Raw genomic sequence first — 19790 nt, 5'->3', positions numbered from 1 at the left:
CGCTTGGCCACTGTTATTTCTGAACTGCACTGGATCAATGGCTAGACCAAGATAACCTTCAACATTCTTTGGAGCTACGATTCGGGGCGGAGGAGGGCGATGGCTGAATTTCACCACGAAAGCATCCATACTGCCTTGTATTTCTCTCTGGTGAGCCGACTCTGATACGATATTTAATGGTAACCCACTTCGCGTGATTTCAGAATTGTATGCACCAGCCACAGCAATCTCCTCGTTTGTATTCACCGCAATACCTCGGATCGGACCATCAAAGTAGGTCAACCATTCTAATCGAGCATCCTCGCCGCGATATTTGCCAAGCACACTCAAGCCTGTGGTCGTCTGAAAAGTGTTGGGGGTCGGGTCCTCTGCTCCGGATGAAGCCACAGCGATGTAAATATTTTCGGCAGAGGTAATAGCCATCACCCCATGGCCTTCTACATTTTTGAACCCTAGGTAAGTGCCCCAGACACGTTTGAGATCACTCTGTTTGAGTTTCACCAGGCAAAGGTCTAATATATCCAAATCAGGCATTCCTCCACGTGCTTGAAAAGGACTTCCCGGCGTTGCAATTCCCGTTGAGGAATACGTATCTGAAAGTAGATAAACATAACCGCTCCGGGATAATTCTAGAGCAACCTGATTCATTACCCCCTCATTGCGTTCACCGCCGACGTAGGTCGCTGCGACAAGTTGTCCGGTTAAAGATTGAAACTTTGCTATAAACAAGTCCATCCCCCCTCCCAAAGTCTCCTGGTGCACTCCCCGTGTAGCAATATGGTTCTGTGAGGTGGTAATGCCTGCGATGAAAACATGGCCATCTTCTGCTACTTTCACGGAGTGGGCCACATCATACCCCTCTCCGCCAAAATACGTTGCCCACACCACTTGATGATTCAGAGGATGCAGCTTCACAAGGTATGCGTCATACCCTCCGCGAAACATAGTCTGATACACTCCGCTCGTCGCAATTCCCGACGCTGAATCTGTCCATCCTGTCACATAGATGCCATCTCTACCTAATGCAACTCCATAAGCCCCGTCACCATTCTGCCCCGCTCCACCAAAGTAAGTGCCAGCCACTCGTCGGCAATTTCGATCCATCTTTACTAAAAAGGCATCATATTTCCCACCTCCGAAGGTTACTTGAGCACTACCCGCTGTCGCTATCGCATCTGAAGGCCAATTTGAGGCAGTAGCTCCTACAATGTAAACATCCCCAAGTTCGTTAGACACCGCGTCCATGGCCAATTCTTCGTTATCTCCACCGTAATAGGTCGCGCATTGCCGCACGCCATCTGACCCCAGCCGCACCATAAACACATCTCTAAAATTCACATTCGTCATTTGAGTTTTGTGCGTTCCAGGCGTCGAAATACCAAAATTGGATTGAGTATTGCCCACCAGAACCACGCTCCCGTCTGCAGCTATGATTACACCATTGCGCTCTACAAAATCATAACCTGAGCCACCATACCATGTGCCCCACTGACGTGTCTGGCCGATGGTGTGGTCTATACCACAGAAAAAAGCCGCTCCCCAGAAGGCCCAAATTTGTAAACCCAAAATTACCCACGATAAAACCCTCCCTCTGCCGACGTAGCTAGGCTTTTGTCTCATGCCGACTATCCTGCAAGAACTGTGCCAAAGTCCCGAATAACTCGCCTTTCTACTTTCTAATTTTCTGAAACACAGCTCCCAATAACATCACAGCATAAAAAATTTGCCTTTATTTCTCTTCAAAGTTGAAAAAACTTATCTTACCCTACCGACGTGACTATAATCGGCTTTGATCCTTCTCTCCGCCATACCGGCTATGCGGTCGTAAAAATTGCGCATCCGACCCCTCCCACTGCTTTAGACTATGGCGTCCTTCGCGTTTGCTCCTCACTTCGTCCTTCTCAATGCCTTCAAAAGATATACAACCTGACACTCGAGCTTATCGAAAAATATCAACCCATGCATGCAGCTCTGGAAGGAATAATTTACCTACAAAATGCAGCCGTTGCTATCACCCTCGGTGCAGCACGAGGGGTCATACTTCTAGCTTTAGAATCAAAAGCCATACCGACATACGAATACGCTCCTCGCCGTATCAAACAAGCTGCAACTGGCCTAGGCAACTCTGGAAAAAACCAAGTCGCCAACATGATGCGTTCGCTCTTCCGTTTGGACCACACCCCCACTCACGACATTGCAGATGCACTGGCTATTGCTTGGACCCATTACCAAAGTATCCTCGCTCCGATGTCCCCAACTAAGGCATTGTAACTTCTTTCAGTTCCTTTTTCTTCTTCTAACTTAACTCAATCCATATCTCCAGGCCGATAATCTCATCCAATGATCACACAACTCCGTGGTATCCTCCTCCAATCCTTGCCTACACAAGTGACAATCGACGTGCAAGGTGTCGGATATGAAGTTTTTATCCCCCTTTCCACCTATGATCGTCTCCCATCGCCTCAACAGCCCTGCACCTTACTGACGCAACTCATCGTTCGCGAAGATGCCCATGTCCTCTACGGCTTCGCTACACACGAAGAGCGTGACCTCTTTCGCCTCCTCATTCAACACGTCACAGGAGTCGGCCCTCGTATGGCGATTCAGATCCTTAATCATCTCTCACCGGATGAATTTCGTGCGGCTATTCTTCAACACGACGTCACTCGCCTCAGCCAGATTAAAGGCATCGGAAAAAAAACAGCCGAACGCATCGTCCTAGATCTTCGTGATAAAATCAACCTTACTGCCTCTCCAGCCGCTTCACCAGCCAATCCGCAGGCTTCCTCACAACAAGCCGCCACAGATGCTGTGCTCGCCCTAGTCGCCTTGGGTTACAAACAACAAGAGGCGCAGACTGCCGTAAAGCAAGCACAACTGCACTGCCCGAATGCAAGCCCCGAAACGCTCTTGCGAGAAGCATTAAAGCTTATCTAGCAGCCCCCTGTTGTCTTCGACGAAAATCACTCCAAGCAAAAGGAAGGTAGTAAATAAAAAACTTCACCACAGCCAAAATCATCAGACTGCCGATATACCATGGCCAAGGACCAAGATAATCAATCAGCGAAGGATTCTGAGGCGGAGCGCACAGATAGCCGTAATTCGTCCCCAAAAGCACATTCACCACCGATACACAGACCGCATAAACCATAATCCATTTCCAAGCAGCCCAGACCGAACGCAAATAAACCCGTCGTCGTTCCCCCCACACTAAATATAAGACCCCAGCCACGATACCTGCATGCGAAATAAAAAACGAAAACCACCGCGCATGCGGAAACTCCACAGGCAAGTCTGGCGTCAGCACCCCTTGCAAAGTGCCTGCCAATCCCCAAAAATAGGCCAAATCCATCCATATTTGATTGCGGCTCCACAAAGCTAAAATCACCCACAGCGTCGCCAGATCACAAACGTGTAAAGGCAAAATGTCGCGCCACCCGATGCCTTCCACATTTAGAGCAAGATAAAGCGCAAAAAATTTGTTACCCACTAGCATAACCGTAAAGCTCCATCGCACGCCGAGTAAAACACCTTGGCTCTTCCTTGCACCCCAAGCTGCCAATCCAGGGATGATCAGCATCAACGCAATGACAACACTATGCTCAAGATCAAAAGGCCAACTCATGGTGACTAAATTCAAACACCAACCTTCTCTCGAAGCGAAGTCACAAATTCGATAAAGTTTTTATCTTCGACGCACAAAGCTACAGCATAACCTCCTACAGCGTCACTTCTACGTCCCTTACAGCGTCACTTCTACTTCTACAACCTCAACTCTCACTCGAGCTCACTCAACTGACAGTAGCAACGATAACCTCTGCAACAGATGAGATAAAGCCATCGCCTCGATAAATCAAAGAAAAGCCTCAAGCCCAGAAATGTTGAAAAATTTTTGAAGGTGGACTTTTTCAATTATTTTAGCCAAGTTCCCTAAGTTCCCTCGAAAAATAAATCCATATCGAATGCTCTACCGTCCGAATATTACTCAAGCTAAAGCCCTTGTAATCGGATCAGGCTTTGGAGGACTAGCCGCCGCCATACGCCTACAAGCCAAAGGTTACGACACGACGATACTAGAAATGCGAGATCAGCCAGGAGGACGCGCCTACGTCTACCGCCAGGACGGTTTCACATTCGATGCAGGGCCGACGATTATCACCGCCCCATTTTTAATCGATGAACTGTTTGCGCTCGCAGGTAAAAAAACCGAAGACTATGTGCGTATTGTGCCCAACCACCCATTTTATCGCATTATTTTTGCTGATGGACGGCATTTCGATTACACAGGCGATGAGATCAAAATGATCGAAGAAGTAAAAAAATTTTCACCGACTGACGTCGAGGGTTACAAGCAATTTGTGGAAGAAACAGAGAGAATTTTTCGTCGAGCTTTTATCGATCTCGCCGATAAGCCCTTTTCACATCTCACAGATATGATCCGCGTCGCTCCAGATTTAATCAGGCTCCGTAGCTTTGAATCCGTCTACAAGCTCACCTCCCGCTACATTCGAGATCCACAGCTCCGCATAGTGTTCAGTTTTCATCCGTTGCTTGTTGGAGGCAACCCCTTCCAATCCTCTTCAATCTACTCGATGATCCATTATCTCGAAAGAAAGTGGGGCGTCCATTTCGCAATAGGAGGGACAGGTGCCCTCGTGCAGGCTCTTGTAAGGCTATTTAAGGAAATGGGCGGCAAAATCGAACTCAATACAAAGGTAAAAAAGGTTATACTTTCAGGTCGACGCGCCCAAGGAGTGCAGTCTGAAGACGGTCGCGAATGGAGAGCAGAGATCATCGTTTCGAATGCTGACGTCGCTAATACCTACCGCAAAATGATTCCCGCAGAAGCTCGAAAAAAGTGGACTGATCGACGCCTAGAAAACATGCGGTATTCGATGGGGCTTTTTTTAATCTATTTCGGAACACGGTGCACCTATCCTTATCTGGCTCATCATACCATCATCTTGTCTGAACGCTACAAAGGCCTCTTGGATGATATTTTTCATCACAAAATTCTTGCTAAAGACTTCTCACTTTATCTTCACGCGCCAACTCGCACAGATCCATCGCTCGCACCTGAAGGATGTGAATGTTTCTACGTGCTCTCCCCCGTGCCACATTTAGGAGGAAAGATTAATTGGGAGAGAGAGAAAGACCGTTACGCGGAATCTATATTAAAAACCATCGAAGAACGGGTGTGCCCTAGACTCCGAGAAAATATTATAACGCAGCGCATCTTCACCCCCGCCGATTTTGAGACCGAGCTCGATGCTTATCTTGGCTCTGCATTTCAGTTTGAGCCAATCTTAACCCAAAGTGCATGGTTTCGCCCCCACAATGAATCCGAGGATATCAAAGGCCTCTATTTTGTAGGGGCAGGCACACATCCAGGCGCCGGCTTGCCGGGAGTCTTGTCGAGCGCGAAAGTGCTTGATCGGTTAATTCCAATGCCTAAGGCTACCCCAAATTGAGTGTTTCCTCCATGCCGCAAGATAAGCTCCACGAAATTTTTCGACTTCAAGAGGAGTTGAATGCGCGGATCGGCGTAAAACTCACTGGATTAAGTGAAGAGGAAAAGATTCGCTGGATCTTAAACTATTCCCGAGCGATGACACAGGAGCTTGCCGAGCTGGTAGATAGCGTGCCGTGGAAGTGGTGGGCAAAGTATCAAAAGTTCGATGAACAAAATGCTCGCGTTGAAGTTATCGATCTCTTTCATTTTTTGATTTCGTTAGCTCAAGTGCTGGGGATGACGGCAGAGGATGTATTTCAAGCTTACGTTAAGAAAAATCAAATTAACCATCAACGCCAGGAAAGTGGCTATACGGCTAAGGACCCTTCAGACTCCCGACATATTTGATCCAAGAGCCTCATGCGCCCATCGCGATTTGAACGCGAAACCTTTGGCTCCGGAGGCCAACGCTCTATCCAATTGAGCTATGGGCGCCCCATTCCATGTTGTCCATTGGAATCCATATTTCAATCCCAGTTTTCAAAATGGATTGACCACATAAGCCAACACACCCATTCTGATTGCCCGTATGGTGGGCGATGCTTATGACGATTCCTTGGAATACTATTTCCGCCAGATTAATGAAATCCCCTTGCTCACCCCAAAAGAAGAAAAGCAACTCGCTAAGCGAATCAAAAAAGGCGATCAAGAAGCCCGCAACCGTATGATCCAAGCCAATCTACGGCTTGTGGTCAAAATTGCTCACGAATACAGTCGATATGGAATGCCGCTCGTAGATTTAGTCTCTGAAGGCAACCTTGGCCTGATGAAAGCAGTAGACCGGTTTGACCCAGACAAAGGCGGCAAGCTCAGCACTTACGCTGCTTGGTGGATCAGACAATCGATCAAACGCGCACTAGCTAACCAAGGCAAAACGATACGTCTGCCTGTGCATTTGGTTGATAAAATCGCAAGAATGCGTCGCGTAGCCATGCAACTCGCAGAAGAATTAGATCGCGAGCCGACAGATGAAGAGCTGGCGGAAGAGCTATTCACCACTCCCCAAAAGATCGCTAAGCTCCGTATGGCGACGATGCGGCCCTCTTCCCTTGATGCAGCACTAACTCAAGAAAGCGACAGTGCCACGCTAGGCGACATCTTAGCTGATGAATCGGTCAAAGATCCAAGCTACGACCTCGTAATGGATAATCTCAAAGATCGCCTGGCAGAGATCTTGCCGAAACTCGACCCGCGCGAACAAAAGATTCTCAAGCTTCGATTTGGCTTAGGGACCCAAGATGGCAAAGAGATGACGCTTGAGGAAATCGGTAAAAAATTCAACGTCACCCGTGAGCGAATCCGCCAGTTGCAAAAAATCGCGTTGGAAAAACTCAGGAAAATTCTAGAGGAGGAAAAAACAAAATAAATAGACCATGTATCCATACCGAAGCTCCCTGGACCGCCTCAAGAAAGAGATTCGAGACGTGCCCGATTTCCCAAAACCGGGTGTGTTGTTCAAAGACATCACTCCGATCCTCGTCGATGCGCAACTTTTTCGTTTAGCAGTCACAGTTTTTGTCGAGCGCTATCAACGCAAAACGATAGATAAAATTGCTGCCATCGATGCGCGCGGATTTGTCTTTGCAGGGGCTGTAGCTCATGTCTTAGGTGTCGGATTAATCCTCATTCGAAAAAAGGGAAAATTGCCATACAAGACGATTTCAGTCGATTACGACTTAGAGTATGGACACAACACCCTGGAAATGCATGTCGACTCGGTAAAAAAGGATGAAAAAGTCATCATCATCGACGATGTCTTAGCCACGGGAGGCACTGCCGGCGCCGCTGCCAATCTCGTCGAAAAAGCCGGCGGTAAAGTCGTCGAGTTGGCGTTCTTACTTGAGTTGACTTTTCTGAATGGCCGTGAGCGCCTAGGGGATCGACCTATCTACGCAGCAATAGAGTATCCCTAATTAAGCGCGGGGATGCGTGCTTTGATACACCGATTTCAGATGTGCTGGACTTACCCGTGTGTAAATCTGGGTCGTGGAAAGCTGTGCATGCCCCAGCAACGCTTGGACGCTTCTTAAATCTGCCCCTCGTTCGAGTAAATGGGTAGCAAATGAATGCCTCAGTTTATGCGGGGTAAGTCGAGGGTCGAGACCAGCAATTGTAAGATACTTTTTTAAAGACAACTGTATAGCTCGAGCTGTTAACCGCTCCCCAAGGTCAGAAAGCCAAATATGTTGGGAATCGCCATATGGAGACAGCTCCCTGTATCTCTTCAGCGCATGTAAAGCTGGCTTCGTTAAAATGCAAATTCGTTCTTTATTTCCTTTTCCCGTGACTCGCACGACGCCTTGAACGAAGTCTACCTCTGCCCACCTCATGTTAAGTAGCTCAGAAATTCGCATTCCTGAGCCATACAAGACTTCAAGGATCGCGTGATCTCTCCACGCTTGCCATTCTCGCCATATCCGACCGCGACGCTTGCCCCCATCCTGAGACAAGCGGTCTTGTTCCTCCTTTAGTCGCTTAAATGGCGCATCAAGCAGCGCATCAATCTGTGTTTGGGAAATAAAACGAGGCAATCGGCGTGGAAGTTTAGGCAGTGTAACTTTAAGCGCTGGATTATGTTTTAAGGATCCGCGCTGCACAGCCCAACGATAAAAACTTCTAATAGCCGCAAAACGTAAGCGCAAAGTGCTCGCATTCAGACGATGCTTAATTGTTAGTTGATGGAGATAATCGCGAAAATCGCGCTCGGTAAATTTTCCCCATTCTCCACATTGCCTATACCTGAGAAAATCGCTAATCGCCTGTTTGTAATTACGAATCGTCTTGTCTGAATAGCCGCTCGTCTGCAAATGTGCGAAAAAAGCTTCGTGACTATTCATTCTCAAAATTCAATCCAGCAACTTTAAGTGCTGAAGCAAGTCTATTGATAGATCCTTCATCGTGAAGCGCTGTAATGGATACACGCAAGCGCGCTTTTCCTTTAGGCACTGTAGGATAACGAATCGCAGGAACCCATATTTTCTGGTTTTTCAGCGATTCCATTGCTTCCAGCACTTTCTGTTCCTCTCCAAGAATCAACGGAAAAACAGGTGAAATCGGTGGCATTACGTTTTCCCCGAAAATATTTTTTTTAAAATCGTGAGCATTTTTCCAGAGCCGCGACAGCAAACTCAGGCACTCTTTGTCGTCCTGGATTATTTCAAGAACCTTATTCACAGCCACTCCTAAAGCAGGCCATGGAGCGGTCGAAAAAATAAAGCTTCTTGCTCGATTGATGAGGTAATTAACCAAATTTGATGAACCTGCGATATAGCCACCCATTAGTCCTAGAGCTTTTCCCAGTGTTCCCATTTGAACCTCTACCTCTGACTCAATTTTGTGTAGCTCAAGTAGCCCGCGATGCCGTGCTCCATAAATCCCTGTAGCATGAGCTTCATCCACGAGCAGCCATGCCCCCCACTGCTTTTTAAGTTCGACAATCTCTTTTAAGCGCGCCCAGTCGCCATCCATTGAAAATAACGACTCAGTGATGATCCAGATTTTAACCTTCGGATGGCGCTCCCGTATTCTTGACAGCAAGCTCTGTAGCATTTCCATATCATTGTGAGGAAACGTTCGCACAGAAGCTTCGCTCAGACGCGCACCGTCAATTAGACACGCATGTGCTTTTCGATCCAGTAGAATGAAATCTCCTCTCTCCACTAAAGCCGGAATTACACCCAACGCCATTGCATAACCTGACGAAAAAATTAACGCAGCCTCCGTCCCCTTAAATTCTGCTAACCGTTTCTCGGCCTCAGCCAGCACAGCAGCATGACCTGTAATAAGTCGCGACGAAGTTCCACCCAAGCTACGCCTGTGGTCGCGCAAATATTCCAGCACGGCCTCTTTCACCCTCGTATCTTGGGCTAAACCAAGGTAATCGTTCGACCCAAAATTCAGATACTGCACACTCTCGTGTTGCAAATAAGGCCCATTCAATGTCTCTATAATGTTAAGGCGCCTCAGAAGATTACGTTTCTCTATCGCCTCAAGCTGTTCTTCGAGGTAGCGAGTAAAATTCAAGTCCATGGATTAATCCTCGAGTCGAGTTGAAAAATCTGTCCCGATATATGCTGGCTCTCTGCTAACGCCGCAATCATCCGAGCCGATTCCTCTATCGTTGTAAATCGCCCCAGCACATGCTGTCGTCTGATTGCTTCCACAATTTCAGCTCGCAGATGCCGATTCATTTTCGTTTCAAGATAACCCGGCAAGACCACATTACAACGCACATTCCGCTGACCATATTCACGTGCAATCGCCTGCCCAAGCCCTATTAATCCAGCTTTTGCAGCTGCGTAGTTGCTTTGTCCAAAGCTACCGCTACGCGCGCTATTAGAACCAATAAGTAACACATGACCGCCTTCCTCCTGCCGCATCATTATCTTCAACGCCTCCCGCACACATAAGAAACCTCCCCTCAAATGAACGGCCATCACGGCATCCCAGTCTTCACAATTCAGATTCAAAAACGCATGGTCACGGATGAAACCTGCATTGTGAATAAATAAATCCAGCCGCTCGATTCTCCCAAAATACTTCCTCACCCCATCTTCATCCCTTACGTCGAGCTCATCTTTGCCCGGCGTATGAATCACCCCCCAGCCCTTTTCCTTCAACACATGTGCGATGGCCTGTGCTAAATCTCCTTTTCCACCGTTAATTAAAGCCACACGACTCATATCACGCTTATCTTCCCACCCATCATCACCCACGATACTGTCTCATTTTCCTCATAAATAAAACTCCAAGGCTCTAGCTCTTTGCGCAGTGGAAACGCAACAAGATCCGCATTCAATCCTGCACTTATACGTCCACAGCAATCCGCGAGTCGCAATCCCCTAGCAGGATATAACGTAACGCTCCTCCACAACTCTCGCTCGCTCCATTCAGGATTTTGCTGTTTCAAGTAAAACAGTTCACCTCGCAAATCAAGAGAGGACGTGCTGGCAAGACTGTCCGTTGCCACGCAGACGTTTATCTCCGATCGCCGATAGCTTTCCCAATCAAAATCTTGATGCCCGAAAAAACCATGACAACGCGGACAGTGCACCACCGTGGCGTCATATCTTTTTAACCACGCATAATCCTCACAACACAAATAGTTCCCATGCGCAATCAACATTCCTCCCGTCATCCCTCCTGATTGAACAAGCGAACTTACAGGCGTTTGCCCCACTGTCCACTGCCACCAAAAACGTCCGCTGAGCCACTCCGACATTTCCCCGTCACCCTCAGTCCACATCTTCCACTCCGCTTCAGACTCTGCGAGGTGCGTAGTGCAGATAACGTTATAGCGCGAAGCCCAATCAAGAGCCATACGATAAAGGTCTGGAGATGCCGTATAAGGTGCGTGGGGCGAAATAGCGATTGAGTGATGAAAGTTAACCACTCTCCTCATATACTCACTCATCCTTTCTTCCAAAAAGTCAGCCGCTATCGGTTGCAAAAAATCGATCCATTCTATCGCCCAAATGGTCCGAGGCGCAGCCTGAAATGCATCAGGAATCCATTCGGGGAAACTACAAATCGTCAACACCGTCGTGCAACCGCTCCGCAAACTTTCTTCTGCGCTATTAACCATCGCCTCCGATACCGCAGCCCTATCGGCCCTTCGCTTCACCTCGACCATCTGCTGCAGCCATTCGATAAAACTTCCTCCTCTCGGCCAATTTCCTCTTAAAAACCCATAATCCCAATGCGTGTGGGCATTCAACCAGCCCGGCGATAACACACAGTGATCCAACTCCACGACCTGATCATAATCCTTTCGATCCACTCCATCCGCACGTGCCCAGCCGCCAATTTTATCCCCCTCCACCCATACTGCGGCCGCTTCTACTATCACTCCATCTTCGACAACAGCCCACGGTGCCAGAATCAGCGTCTTCACACTGTCCGAACCATCAGTCACCCCTCATATCGGCCTTCAATGCCTGCAGCCTCTGTAAGGTCTGTCGCGCACCCCAAGCTCCCAAAGATACCAGCCCTGTTACAACCCCCAACATAGTCAACACACTCACACTGTAAGCCATGACCGCATGTTGAGATTTTTCTGCCTCTGAGTCGCCACTAACCAACGAGGTCTTACAACCAGCACATCCCCAGGCTATCGGTGCCGCCGCCAAATACAAGCCCGCTACACAACTGAGGACCCATCTCCTGAAAATCAGCATATATGTAATCTCCATCAAAAAAAGCCAAAAGCAAGCTCGTTTGGCCCTTTGAAAACCATGACTGGCATGGATTCTGCTACATCAACACCTGATGAAAAGTCGTTGGTGTCATGCATATCATTATCTATCTCACATCCTTTTCATCCTAGCCTTCCCAGCTTTTCTCAAAGCCCAAATATGGACAGGCGCTGGAGGAAATGGCAACTGGGGGTCCCTAGCAACTGGAGCACCAACACCGTGCCTTCCCCTGGAGCCAATGTAACTTTCTCCGGCACAATCCAAACCACAGTCGACCTTCAAGTCAACCGCATCGTCGGCACCCTCACTTTTGATTCCAGCGCTGATGCATTCACTCTCAATTCATACACCCTTATCCCCAGTGCCATCAACAACAACTCCTCTCAACCCCAGACTATAAACTCCACCATCGAGCTAACAGGCAACCGAACCTTCACAGCAGCCAGTGCCCCATTAATCTACAACACAATCCATCTCTCCGACTCCGCTGTCAATCGCACCCTCACAATGGCTGGAGCCTCCAATCATCTTGTTACCGGCTCGATCACAAATGGCCTCTCCACCGCTTCCAATCTCACCAAAACAGGCTCTGGCACCCTCACGCTTTCTGGAAATTCTCCCAACACTTACACTGGCTTGACGACTGTGGCCAGCGGCACATTGGAACTCAACAAAACTCCAGGCGTCAATGCCATCAACGGCAACCTTCTCGTCCAATCTTCAGGCACCTTATTGCTTAGCCAATCTGACCAAATCAACAACACCAGCAACCTCACGCTCGCCGGCGGCACATTCTCTACACAAGGTTTTTCCGAGACGCTAGGCGTTTTAACCCTCTCCGCTTCCTCCACCCTAGACTTAGGCTCAGGCAACAGCATCCTCCAATTTGCCAACAGCAGCTCTGCCTTTTGGAATAGCAGTGCACAACTCCAAATTCTAAATTGGAGCGGCTCAACCAACGGAGGAGGCACAGACCAAATTTACTTCGGCACCAACAGCTCAGGCCTCACTCCCACTAAGTTGGCTCAAATTGTTTTCGTCAATCCTCAAGGTCTCGCACCGGGGATCTAAGGAGCCACAATCCTTTCGAGCGGAGAAATCGTCCCGGTTCCAGAGCCCCGAGCAGCACTGGTAGCGATTATCATCCTTTTTATACTAATCATTAATCAAAGAAAATTCACTCGCCGCCACACTGCCTCTTGCTCATACTAGCCGGGTAATGACTACCCTCGCCGAGTTGCAATCGCTCTACGAATTACCGTTCTTCGAATTGGTCACCCGCTCACGTCAAGTCTTTCTTGAGCATTGGAAACAAGATGCCGTGCAACTCTGCTCCCTCCTAAGCATAAAGACCGGCGGATGCTCAGAAGACTGCGCCTACTGCTCCCAAAGTGCTCACTATCAGACTGGCATCACGCGTGAGGAGTTGATGAATCCTCAGGATGTCATCGAGCGAGCTAAAGCCGCAAAAGCAGCGGGAGCTACCCGCTTCTGCATGGGTGCTGCTTGGCGTGGCGTCTCAGAAAACGATAGCAAACTCCAACCGGTCCTTGAAATGGTCCGTGGCGTCGCTGCGCTTGGCATGGAAGTCTGTGTAACGCTCGGAAATCTCACCCCTCGATCCGCTCAGATGCTCAAAGAAGCAGGTGTTACCGCTTACAATCATAACCTCGACACCAGCCCCGACTTCTATCCGAAAATCGTCACCACACACACCTACCAAGATCGGCTCAATACGATACGTCACGCCTCAGCAGCAGGAATGGCCATTTGCTCAGGAGGCATCATCGGCATGGGAGAGACCATCATCGATCGTTTGAAAATGCTCGAAGTGCTCGCCAGCTTCGATCCCCCGCCAGAGAGCCTGCCGATAAATTGCCTGCAACCCATACCCGGCACCCCTCTGGCAGACCAGCCACCCGTAGACCCCTTTGAATTGATTCGCCTGATTGCCGTCGCACGGATCACTTTTCCTCGCACTCGCATCCGTCTCTCAGCCGGACGCACAAACCTCAGCCGCGAGACCCAAGCCTGGTGCTTCTTCGCAGGGGCCAACTCCATATTTTTCGGAGGTAAACTTTTGACCGCTAAAAACCCATCGGTCGAAAGTGATTACGCACTTTTCGAAACACTGGGCATTAAAACCTGCGACTCCAACATGTCTTCTCCAGCATCCGAGGCCTGTGCTACAAGCTGCAATCTCTCAGCTTAGCTCGCTCTTGGATCATCGACCTTCGGAGCTACTCTTGGCAATTCATCCGATTCCGGCACACCTTTGAATTGACGGCGCGTCAACCACAACATCCCTATCAAATCCACCGTCGCGCGAATCGCACGTTGCCAACCGATCACTTTGCTCACTCCTGCAACACGTGGCCTATGATTCACCTCAATTTCTCCGACCGTGTAGCCCATTGCTACTGCAAATGAAGGAATAAATCGGTGCATGCCATTCCAGCCAGGCAAGCGACGCGCCAGCTCTCGGCGCATGATTTTTAGCGAGCATCCCGTGTCGGTAGTGCGATCGCGGAGAAGAGTCGAGCGCACCGCATTCGCGATGATTGAGGAGTAGCGCCTCACCGCGTTGTCTTCGCGCCGCACGCGGATTCCCGTCACAAGATCGAGCTTATCAGTTTCAATTTTTTCGAAGAGGCGGGGGATATCCGCAGGATCGTTCTGCAAGTCTGCATCCATCAAAATAACATATTTGCCGGAAGCTTCTTGGATGCCATAGTAGATTGCTGCGCTTTGCCCGGATCGCTCAGTAAGACGAAGCCAACGAATGGAAAAATGCGGACTCGCACTAGGCTTTTCTGGCTCGTCCGTGCTAGCGTCATCCACAAGAATGATCTCAGCAGGAGCTTTCATCGAGAGCAGCACGTCGTCGATCTCTTGAATCAGTCGCGGCAGATTTTCTGACTCGTTGTAAAACGGCACCACAATTGAAAATGTGGCATTGGAAAAGTAAGCCTCTGTCGTAGATTCCATAGTGAGATCAAGACTTCTTCAATCAAGAAATCGAGAACGTTGATGCGGCGGTGGAGCTGGGCAGATGTCGTAGCGTCCAAATAGACGGTAACGATGTCTCGCAAACAAATCGTATCCTCGATCGCGAAGCCTTCGGGGCAAGTAACGCAAAAGAGCCAGAAAGCGATAGGGGTAGTCTAGAAGGCTAAATGCAAAAAGCACAGCTTCACTCTTGATGTAAAGGTTGTCACGTGATGAGCGTTGGTCGTGGATAACAATCGAGTTTACATCCATGAGCTCCGGATGGGCTTGAAGAAGTTTCTGAAAAAGGGCCCCTTGTTGCGTCGCGAAATAAAATTGTCCTCTCGTATCCCACCGAATGAGCCGGCGCACCCAGGCATTGCAGAAGGCGCAAAGACCATCGTAATAGATTATAATTGAGCCTAGGGCCATGGAAGCAAGAGATGTCAATTAATTTGGCGAAGAAGCAGTCGGCACAAGAGATTGCACTGGCGATGGAGGAGTAGGCGATACGGAAGCCGTAGGCGAGTTGGGCTCTGGCGGCAAGTCGCGAAGTAGAGATTGAGCTTCAAACGCAGCAACGCTTTGAGAATAGAGTTGCTGCGTCTCACGGAGAAGTCTTCGTGCTTCAGAGAAATTCTTTTTCTCGATGGCTATCCTAGCCGCTTGGATAAGGGCAAGCGGAGCGTAGGCGGCGGCTTGTTGATTGTAGCCGATAGAGACAAATGCACCTTGCGCTTCATCTGTTCGCCCTAAGTAGAGAAGCGAAACGGCGCGACCATATTCAGCCGTGGGAAGCAAGGAATGCTTAGGGAAACGTCCAATAAAACTTTCAAAGGCCTCGAGGCTCTTATTGTATTCGTTTTTTTCAAAATATTCGCGTGCAAGCTGAAGCCAGAGTAGCGCAGCCGTAGGCGTAGCTTCAGAACGGCTCAAGAGCTCATGCCGTTGCTCAGTCGTGGCAGTGCTGCGGTAGAGTGATTGCAGACGTGCTTCAGCGGCTGCTTTTTGTCCGACGTTGAAAATGTAGACCATGATCACCAAAGCAACTGCAATGACTACTCCAAGAACGATGCGAAGTTGATCCCATGAAATGGGTAGTGGCTCTTCTAATTTACGTTCATCAATCATGCGGCCGATTCAAGCGGATGCATGCCTCGCGTTAAAGCTAAAACCGCAGAAAGTCGTAGAGATTTTTTGTTGTTTTACTGAGGCGCCGCTGCTAAGGCTAGCGATTTCAATCAGAGAAACCATGTATGAACACGGGCAAAATCGTCCAAGTCATCGGTCCTGTAGTAGATGTTGAGTTTTCTCAAGATAATCTCCCTGCAATCTACAACGCGCTAAGGGTCGAATTCTCGATCAATAACGTTCCCCAAAAACTCACTCTCGAAGTCCAACAACACCTCGGCGATGGCTGGGTGCGCTCTATCGCGATGTCTTCCACAGAAGGCCTCAAGCGAGGTATGACTGTCATCGATACTGGCGCTCCCATCAGCGTCCCTGTCGGGGAAGCTGTCCTCGGCCGTGTCTTCAACGTCCTAGGCGAGCCCATCGATGAGCGTGGACCCGTGAATGCCACAAAATATTATCCTATCCACCGTAAAGCACCCACACTCATAGAACAATCCACCAAGGCACAAGTCCTTGAAACGGGCATCAAAGTCATCGATCTCATCTGCCCCTTCGTCAAAGGCGGTAAAGTCGGTGCCTTCGGCGGCGCAGGCGTAGGAAAAACAGTCGTCATCATGGAACTCATCAACAACATCGCCAAAAGCCACGGCGGTTACTCCGTCTTTGCCGGCGTCGGCGAGCGCACCCGCGAAGGCAACGACCTCTACAACGAAATGGCTGAAGCTGGTGTAATCAATCTTAAAGACCTTTCCAAATCCAAAGTCGCCCTCGTCTATGGCCAGATGAATGAGCCGCCTGGTGCCCGCCTCCGCGTCGCATTGAGTGGGCTTGCGATGGCGGAATATTTCCGCGACGAAAAAAATCAAGACGTGCTTCTCTTCATCGATAACATCTTCCGCTTCTCCCAAGCAGGTGCCGAAGTCTCCGCACTCCTCGGCCGCACCCCAAGTGCTGTCGGCTACCAACCCACGCTAGCAGCAGAAATGGGCGACCTCCAAGAACGCATCACCTCCACCAAAAACGGCTCCATCACCTCATTCCAAGCAGTCTATGTGCCTGCAGATGATCTCACCGATCCCGCTCCAGCCAACACCTTTGCACACCTCGATTCCACCATCGTCCTCGAACGTTCCATCGCCGAGCTCGGCATCTACCCAGCCGTTGATCCGCTTGCTTCCACCTCGAAAGCACTCGCCCCGGAAATCGTTGGTGAAGAACACTACCAGGTCGCTCGCGGCGTCCAAAAAGTCCTTCAACGTTACAAAGACCTCCAAGACATCATCGCCATCCTCGGTATGGATGAACTCTCGCCCGAAGACAAACTCACCGTCTATCGCGCCCGCAAAATTCAACGTTTCCTCAGCCAACCATTCCACGTCGCCGAAGTCTTCACAGGCACACCTGGCGTCTACGTCCCGATCAAAGAAACCATACGCGGCTTCAAAGAAATCCTCGAAGGTAAACACGACGACATCCCCGAAGCCAACTTCTACATGAAAGGCTCCATCGACTCCGTCCGAACATAGCCTCCCCAGACTGCAAGCAGCTATATCGCCCATTTATTGGGAATAATAATCTGCCAATCCGCCTACCAACGGGCACGCCCAAGAAGCGTCCAACATCGCAGAAAAATAATAACTCTTCAACATGCCTGAAATAATGGAATCGTGCTTAGCACTCTCCATATATGTCATGGAGAACCTGTCTGTCGGGGCTATCTCAATCAAAAAAGCGCCGCGGCGCTTCGCTTCCGGACGCAGTCCAAGGGTGTGGAATGCAGTGACAAGCGAGCTGCAGGCTAGCGTGACACCGCTTTCGATGAAATGCCGAAGCAAACTATGGAGTGCGCGAGCAAGCGCCAGCGCGACCCCGCTTTGGGGGAGTAAAAGCAGTGAGGCGCTTCGCTTGCTTTCGCGCTCCGAAGGAAAAATGTGGTTTGGGGAGGGCAGTTTGTGGTTGTCTTGATTTAGTGCAATCTTGATTTAGTGCAAGAGAGTGGGATGGAGAGTAACGAGCTTTTAGGCGGTCTTTTTTTTTGTTATCTGGACTCATTTTAAGACTTACAGGGGTAAGAGAAGTGGAAAATATTAACCTGATAAAAAGTTGGCATGGATTTTGCCGTGCTTTCATTATGGAAGCATGATCGAAAAAGGGCTTCATAGTTTAGTTCTGGCAAGGTTAAATTATTTCTCTAATGCCATTTATTCTTTTAGCTCTAACACTTGCAAGACAGGAAGAATCAACTCGGATAGAAATTTTTTGCCTAGGCATTTTTTTGCGCTGGTTGTGAGCCTTTGTTCAGTGTTGAAGCTTATGGAAAAGAATCCTTCCGAGTCAAATCTTGCAAGAAAATAAAATAATTTTTAATTTTTTTCAAAAAATTGTCTTGACAAAAACTATAAAATTTATTTTTTTTCTGTGTATGCTATGAGCACGATAGAAAATATCGCATTCAGCTTTTCGGATATTTTGGGGGAAAAATGGTTAAGAAGGGTGGGATTGGTTCTCACGGGGATTGTAGTTATAGAGTGCCTGGATCCCCCTGCCGATCTCCGCGCAGCAGCAAGTCTTTCGACTTTGGGGGACTTATTATGGCGGGAACGGCGCTGATCGAGGCAATTCCGTCGCTGTCGATCCTAACGACGGAAGCGTCTACTTAGCGGGATGGACAAATAGCACGTGGCCTGCGAATTCCATCGCCTCAGGCGGACATCAGAATACATTTGGTGGAGGAGTTGCGGATCTCTTTTTAGTGAAGTTCAACGCCAATGGGACGCGTCTTTGGGGGACTTACTATGGTGGGGCAGGTGGTGAGGATTATTTTGCTTCCGTCGTTGTCGATCCGAATGACGGGAGTGTCTATCTGGCTGGAAGGACGGGGAGCCTGAACGATATTGCTTCGGGTGGACATCAGAATGCATACGGTGGAGAGTATCATGATGCTTTTTTAGTGAAGTTCAATGCCTCGGGCACGCGACTTTGGGGAAGCTATTATGGAGGGGGAGGCAGCGACTATGGTATTTCCGTTGCCGTAGATTCGAATGATGGGAGTGTCTACTTATCAGGAGCTACGTCAAGCACTAATGGCATTGCCTCTGGTGGGTATCAAAATACACCGGCACAAGGTTATTTTGCCAAGTTTACCTCTTCGGGGACCCGCGTATGGGGATCTTATATTAACAGTGAGGCTTATGGCATCACGGTGGATCCGAACGACGGGAGCGTTTATGTCGCAGGATGGACAACGAGCACGAGTGGGATTGCTTCGGGTGGCCATCAGAATACATACGGTGGAAATTGGGATGCCTCTTTAGTGAAGTTTAATGCGTCGGGAACACGCCTTTGGGGGACTTATTATGGGGGTGTGGGCGGCGAGGGGCTTTCGGATTGGATTGATACTTTTATCCCAGTAGTAGATCCGAATGATGGGAGCGTGTATCTAGCCGGAGATACGACTACTACTTGGCCTGTTGATGCTATCGCCTCAGGCGGGCATCAGAATACTTATGGAGGAGGGTCATGGGATGCCTTTTTAGTGAAGTTTAATGCCTCGGGCACGCGCCAATGGGGGACTTATTATGGCGGGGGGCACATTGATGAAGGTAATTCTGTCGCTGTGGATCCGAACGACGGAAGCGTCTATCTGGCGGGATCGACGAGTAGCTGGTCGCCGGGTGCTTCTATCGCCTCAGGTGGGTATCAGAATGCTCACGGTGGGGGATCCGATGCCTATTTAGTGAAGTTTAATGCTTCGGGCACGCGCGTTTGGGGGACTTATTACGGGACAAGCGGTTGGGATATGGGCTTTTCGGTCGCCGTCGATCCGAACGACGGGAGCATCTACCTTGCGGGAGAAACGTCGAGCACCTCTGGCATCGCCTCAGGCGGGCATCAGAATACTTACGGGGGGATTTATGATGCCTTTTTAGTGAAGTTTAGCGAGCTTTTTGCTGATTTATCCA

The 19790-nt window shown here is 49.2% G+C and carries 22 protein-coding genes and 1 tRNA gene; 12 read left to right on the top strand and 11 right to left on the bottom strand.

All coding sequences use genetic code 11. The features are described 5' to 3' along the window. The coding region (locus tag NZM04_03580; GenBank protein ID MCS7063120.1) for a hypothetical protein at positions 1-1620 on the bottom strand (1620 nt) is incomplete at its 3' end. Positions 1621-1773: 153 nt separating this feature from the next. Between NZM04_03580 and ruvC the strand changes: the two genes are divergently transcribed. Together ruvC and ruvA are read left to right on the top strand one after the other, a co-directional pair. Further along, entirely contained in the window at positions 1774-2271 is a 498-nt protein-coding gene (ruvC, locus tag NZM04_03575; GenBank protein MCS7063119.1) for a crossover junction endodeoxyribonuclease RuvC, read from the top strand. A gap of 69 nt (positions 2272-2340) precedes the next feature. Then, a complete protein-coding gene (gene ruvA / locus NZM04_03570; GenBank protein MCS7063118.1) occupies positions 2341-2937 on the top strand; it encodes a Holliday junction branch migration protein RuvA in 597 nt (198 codons plus the stop codon). On the opposite strand, the gene NZM04_03565 is transcribed toward ruvA, so the two are convergent. Next, positions 2930-3640: a TIGR02206 family membrane protein gene (locus NZM04_03565; protein MCS7063117.1), complete on the bottom strand. Its 711-nt coding sequence runs from the start codon at positions 3638-3640 to the stop codon at positions 2930-2932. The two genes, ruvA and NZM04_03565, sit on opposite strands and share 8 nt — an antisense overlap. Before the next feature lie 322 nt (positions 3641-3962). On the opposite strand from NZM04_03565, the gene NZM04_03560 reads away from it, so the two are divergent. Both NZM04_03560 and NZM04_03555 read left to right on the top strand, forming a co-directional pair. Beyond that, on the top strand, positions 3963-5471 hold the full coding sequence (locus tag NZM04_03560) for a phytoene desaturase (protein MCS7063116.1): 1509 nt from the start codon (positions 3963-3965) through the stop codon (positions 5469-5471). Between the two features lie 11 nt (positions 5472-5482). Further along, positions 5483-5860: a dUTPase gene (locus NZM04_03555; GenBank protein ID MCS7063115.1), complete on the top strand. Its 378-nt coding sequence runs from the start codon at positions 5483-5485 to the stop codon at positions 5858-5860. Positions 5861-5873: 13 nt separating this feature from the next. On the opposite strand, the gene NZM04_03550 is transcribed toward NZM04_03555, so the two are convergent. Beyond that, positions 5874-5947: transfer RNA gene (locus NZM04_03550), tRNA-Arg, on the bottom strand. A gap of 94 nt (positions 5948-6041) precedes the next feature. On the opposite strand from NZM04_03550, the gene NZM04_03545 reads away from it, so the two are divergent. Both NZM04_03545 and NZM04_03540 read left to right on the top strand, forming a co-directional pair. Further along, positions 6042-6878 carry an RNA polymerase sigma factor RpoD/SigA gene (locus tag NZM04_03545; GenBank protein ID MCS7063114.1) on the top strand — a complete coding sequence of 279 codons (837 nt, stop codon included), beginning with the start codon at positions 6042-6044 and terminating at the stop codon, positions 6876-6878. 7 nt (positions 6879-6885) lie between these two features. After that, complete coding sequence (locus NZM04_03540; GenBank protein MCS7063113.1) at positions 6886-7425, top strand: adenine phosphoribosyltransferase; 540 nt, start codon at positions 6886-6888, stop codon at positions 7423-7425. Here NZM04_03540 and NZM04_03535 read toward each other — a convergent pair whose 3' ends face one another. Genes NZM04_03535 through NZM04_03515 form a run of 5 tightly spaced genes read right to left on the bottom strand, consistent with a single transcriptional unit; the run spans position 7426 to position 11688 of the window. Further along, positions 7426-8349 (bottom strand): tyrosine recombinase XerC, encoded by a 924-nt coding sequence (locus NZM04_03535; GenBank protein MCS7063112.1) that lies wholly within the window; start codon positions 8347-8349, stop codon positions 7426-7428. After that, complete coding sequence (locus NZM04_03530; GenBank protein ID MCS7063111.1) at positions 8342-9541, bottom strand: 8-amino-7-oxononanoate synthase; 1200 nt, start codon at positions 9539-9541, stop codon at positions 8342-8344. The genes NZM04_03535 and NZM04_03530 overlap by 8 nt, the downstream gene beginning before the upstream one ends. Continuing rightward, complete coding sequence (locus tag NZM04_03525; GenBank protein MCS7063110.1) at positions 9532-10194, bottom strand: SDR family oxidoreductase; 663 nt, start codon at positions 10192-10194, stop codon at positions 9532-9534. Before NZM04_03525 ends, NZM04_03530 begins: the two co-directional genes overlap by 10 nt. Beyond that, the gene (locus tag NZM04_03520; protein MCS7063109.1) at positions 10191-11405 is read right to left on the bottom strand and encodes an amidohydrolase family protein; all 1215 of its coding nucleotides are present in this window, start codon (positions 11403-11405) and stop codon (positions 10191-10193) included. Before NZM04_03520 ends, NZM04_03525 begins: the two co-directional genes overlap by 4 nt. 13 nt (positions 11406-11418) lie before the next feature. Continuing rightward, complete coding sequence (locus NZM04_03515; GenBank protein MCS7063108.1) at positions 11419-11688, bottom strand: hypothetical protein; 270 nt, start codon at positions 11686-11688, stop codon at positions 11419-11421. A gap of 57 nt (positions 11689-11745) precedes the next feature. Here NZM04_03515 and NZM04_03510 point away from each other — a divergent pair, with 57 nt between their 5' ends. Together NZM04_03510 and bioB are read left to right on the top strand one after the other, a co-directional pair. Then, positions 11746-12777 carry an autotransporter-associated beta strand repeat-containing protein gene (locus NZM04_03510; GenBank protein ID MCS7063107.1) on the top strand — a complete coding sequence of 344 codons (1032 nt, stop codon included), beginning with the start codon at positions 11746-11748 and terminating at the stop codon, positions 12775-12777. A 148-nt stretch (positions 12778-12925) separates the two neighbouring features. Next, positions 12926-13918 carry a biotin synthase BioB gene (gene bioB, locus NZM04_03505; GenBank protein ID MCS7063106.1) on the top strand — a complete coding sequence of 331 codons (993 nt, stop codon included), beginning with the start codon at positions 12926-12928 and terminating at the stop codon, positions 13916-13918. Here the strand turns inward: bioB and NZM04_03500 are convergent. Genes NZM04_03500 through NZM04_03490 form a run of 3 tightly spaced genes read right to left on the bottom strand, consistent with a single transcriptional unit; the run spans position 13915 to position 15825 of the window. Further along, positions 13915-14694 carry a glycosyltransferase family 2 protein gene (locus tag NZM04_03500; GenBank protein ID MCS7063105.1) on the bottom strand — a complete coding sequence of 260 codons (780 nt, stop codon included), beginning with the start codon at positions 14692-14694 and terminating at the stop codon, positions 13915-13917. The genes bioB and NZM04_03500 overlap by 4 nt on opposite strands. Positions 14695-14712: 18 nt before the next feature. Then, the gene (locus NZM04_03495) at positions 14713-15126 is read right to left on the bottom strand and encodes a DCC1-like thiol-disulfide oxidoreductase family protein (protein ID MCS7063104.1); all 414 of its coding nucleotides are present in this window, start codon (positions 15124-15126) and stop codon (positions 14713-14715) included. An 18-nt stretch (positions 15127-15144) separates the two neighbouring features. After that, complete coding sequence (locus NZM04_03490; protein MCS7063103.1) at positions 15145-15825, bottom strand: tetratricopeptide repeat protein; 681 nt, start codon at positions 15823-15825, stop codon at positions 15145-15147. A 125-nt stretch (positions 15826-15950) separates the two neighbouring features. Between NZM04_03490 and atpD the strand changes: the two genes are divergently transcribed. The 4 genes from atpD to NZM04_03470 all read left to right on the top strand — a co-directional run. Further along, positions 15951-17354: a F0F1 ATP synthase subunit beta gene (atpD, locus tag NZM04_03485; GenBank protein MCS7063102.1), complete on the top strand. Its 1404-nt coding sequence runs from the start codon at positions 15951-15953 to the stop codon at positions 17352-17354. Positions 17355-17520: 166 nt separating this feature from the next. Further along, complete coding sequence (locus NZM04_03480) at positions 17521-17793, top strand: hypothetical protein (GenBank protein ID MCS7063101.1); 273 nt, start codon at positions 17521-17523, stop codon at positions 17791-17793. Positions 17794-18255: 462 nt separating this feature from the next. After that, on the top strand, positions 18256-18438 hold the full coding sequence (locus NZM04_03475; GenBank protein ID MCS7063100.1) for a hypothetical protein: 183 nt from the start codon (positions 18256-18258) through the stop codon (positions 18436-18438). Between the two features lie 142 nt (positions 18439-18580). Then, positions 18581-19790, top strand: a 1210-nt coding sequence (locus NZM04_03470; GenBank protein ID MCS7063099.1) for an SBBP repeat-containing protein, incomplete at its 3' end; no start/stop codon positions are given.

The sequence above is a fragment of the Candidatus Methylacidiphilales bacterium genome, assembly GCA_025056655.1.
Lineage (GTDB): Bacteria > Verrucomicrobiota > Verrucomicrobiia > Methylacidiphilales > JANWVL01 > JANWVL01.
Note: the sequence above shows the minus strand (reverse complement) of the source record. Positions and strands in the feature narration are given on the sequence as shown.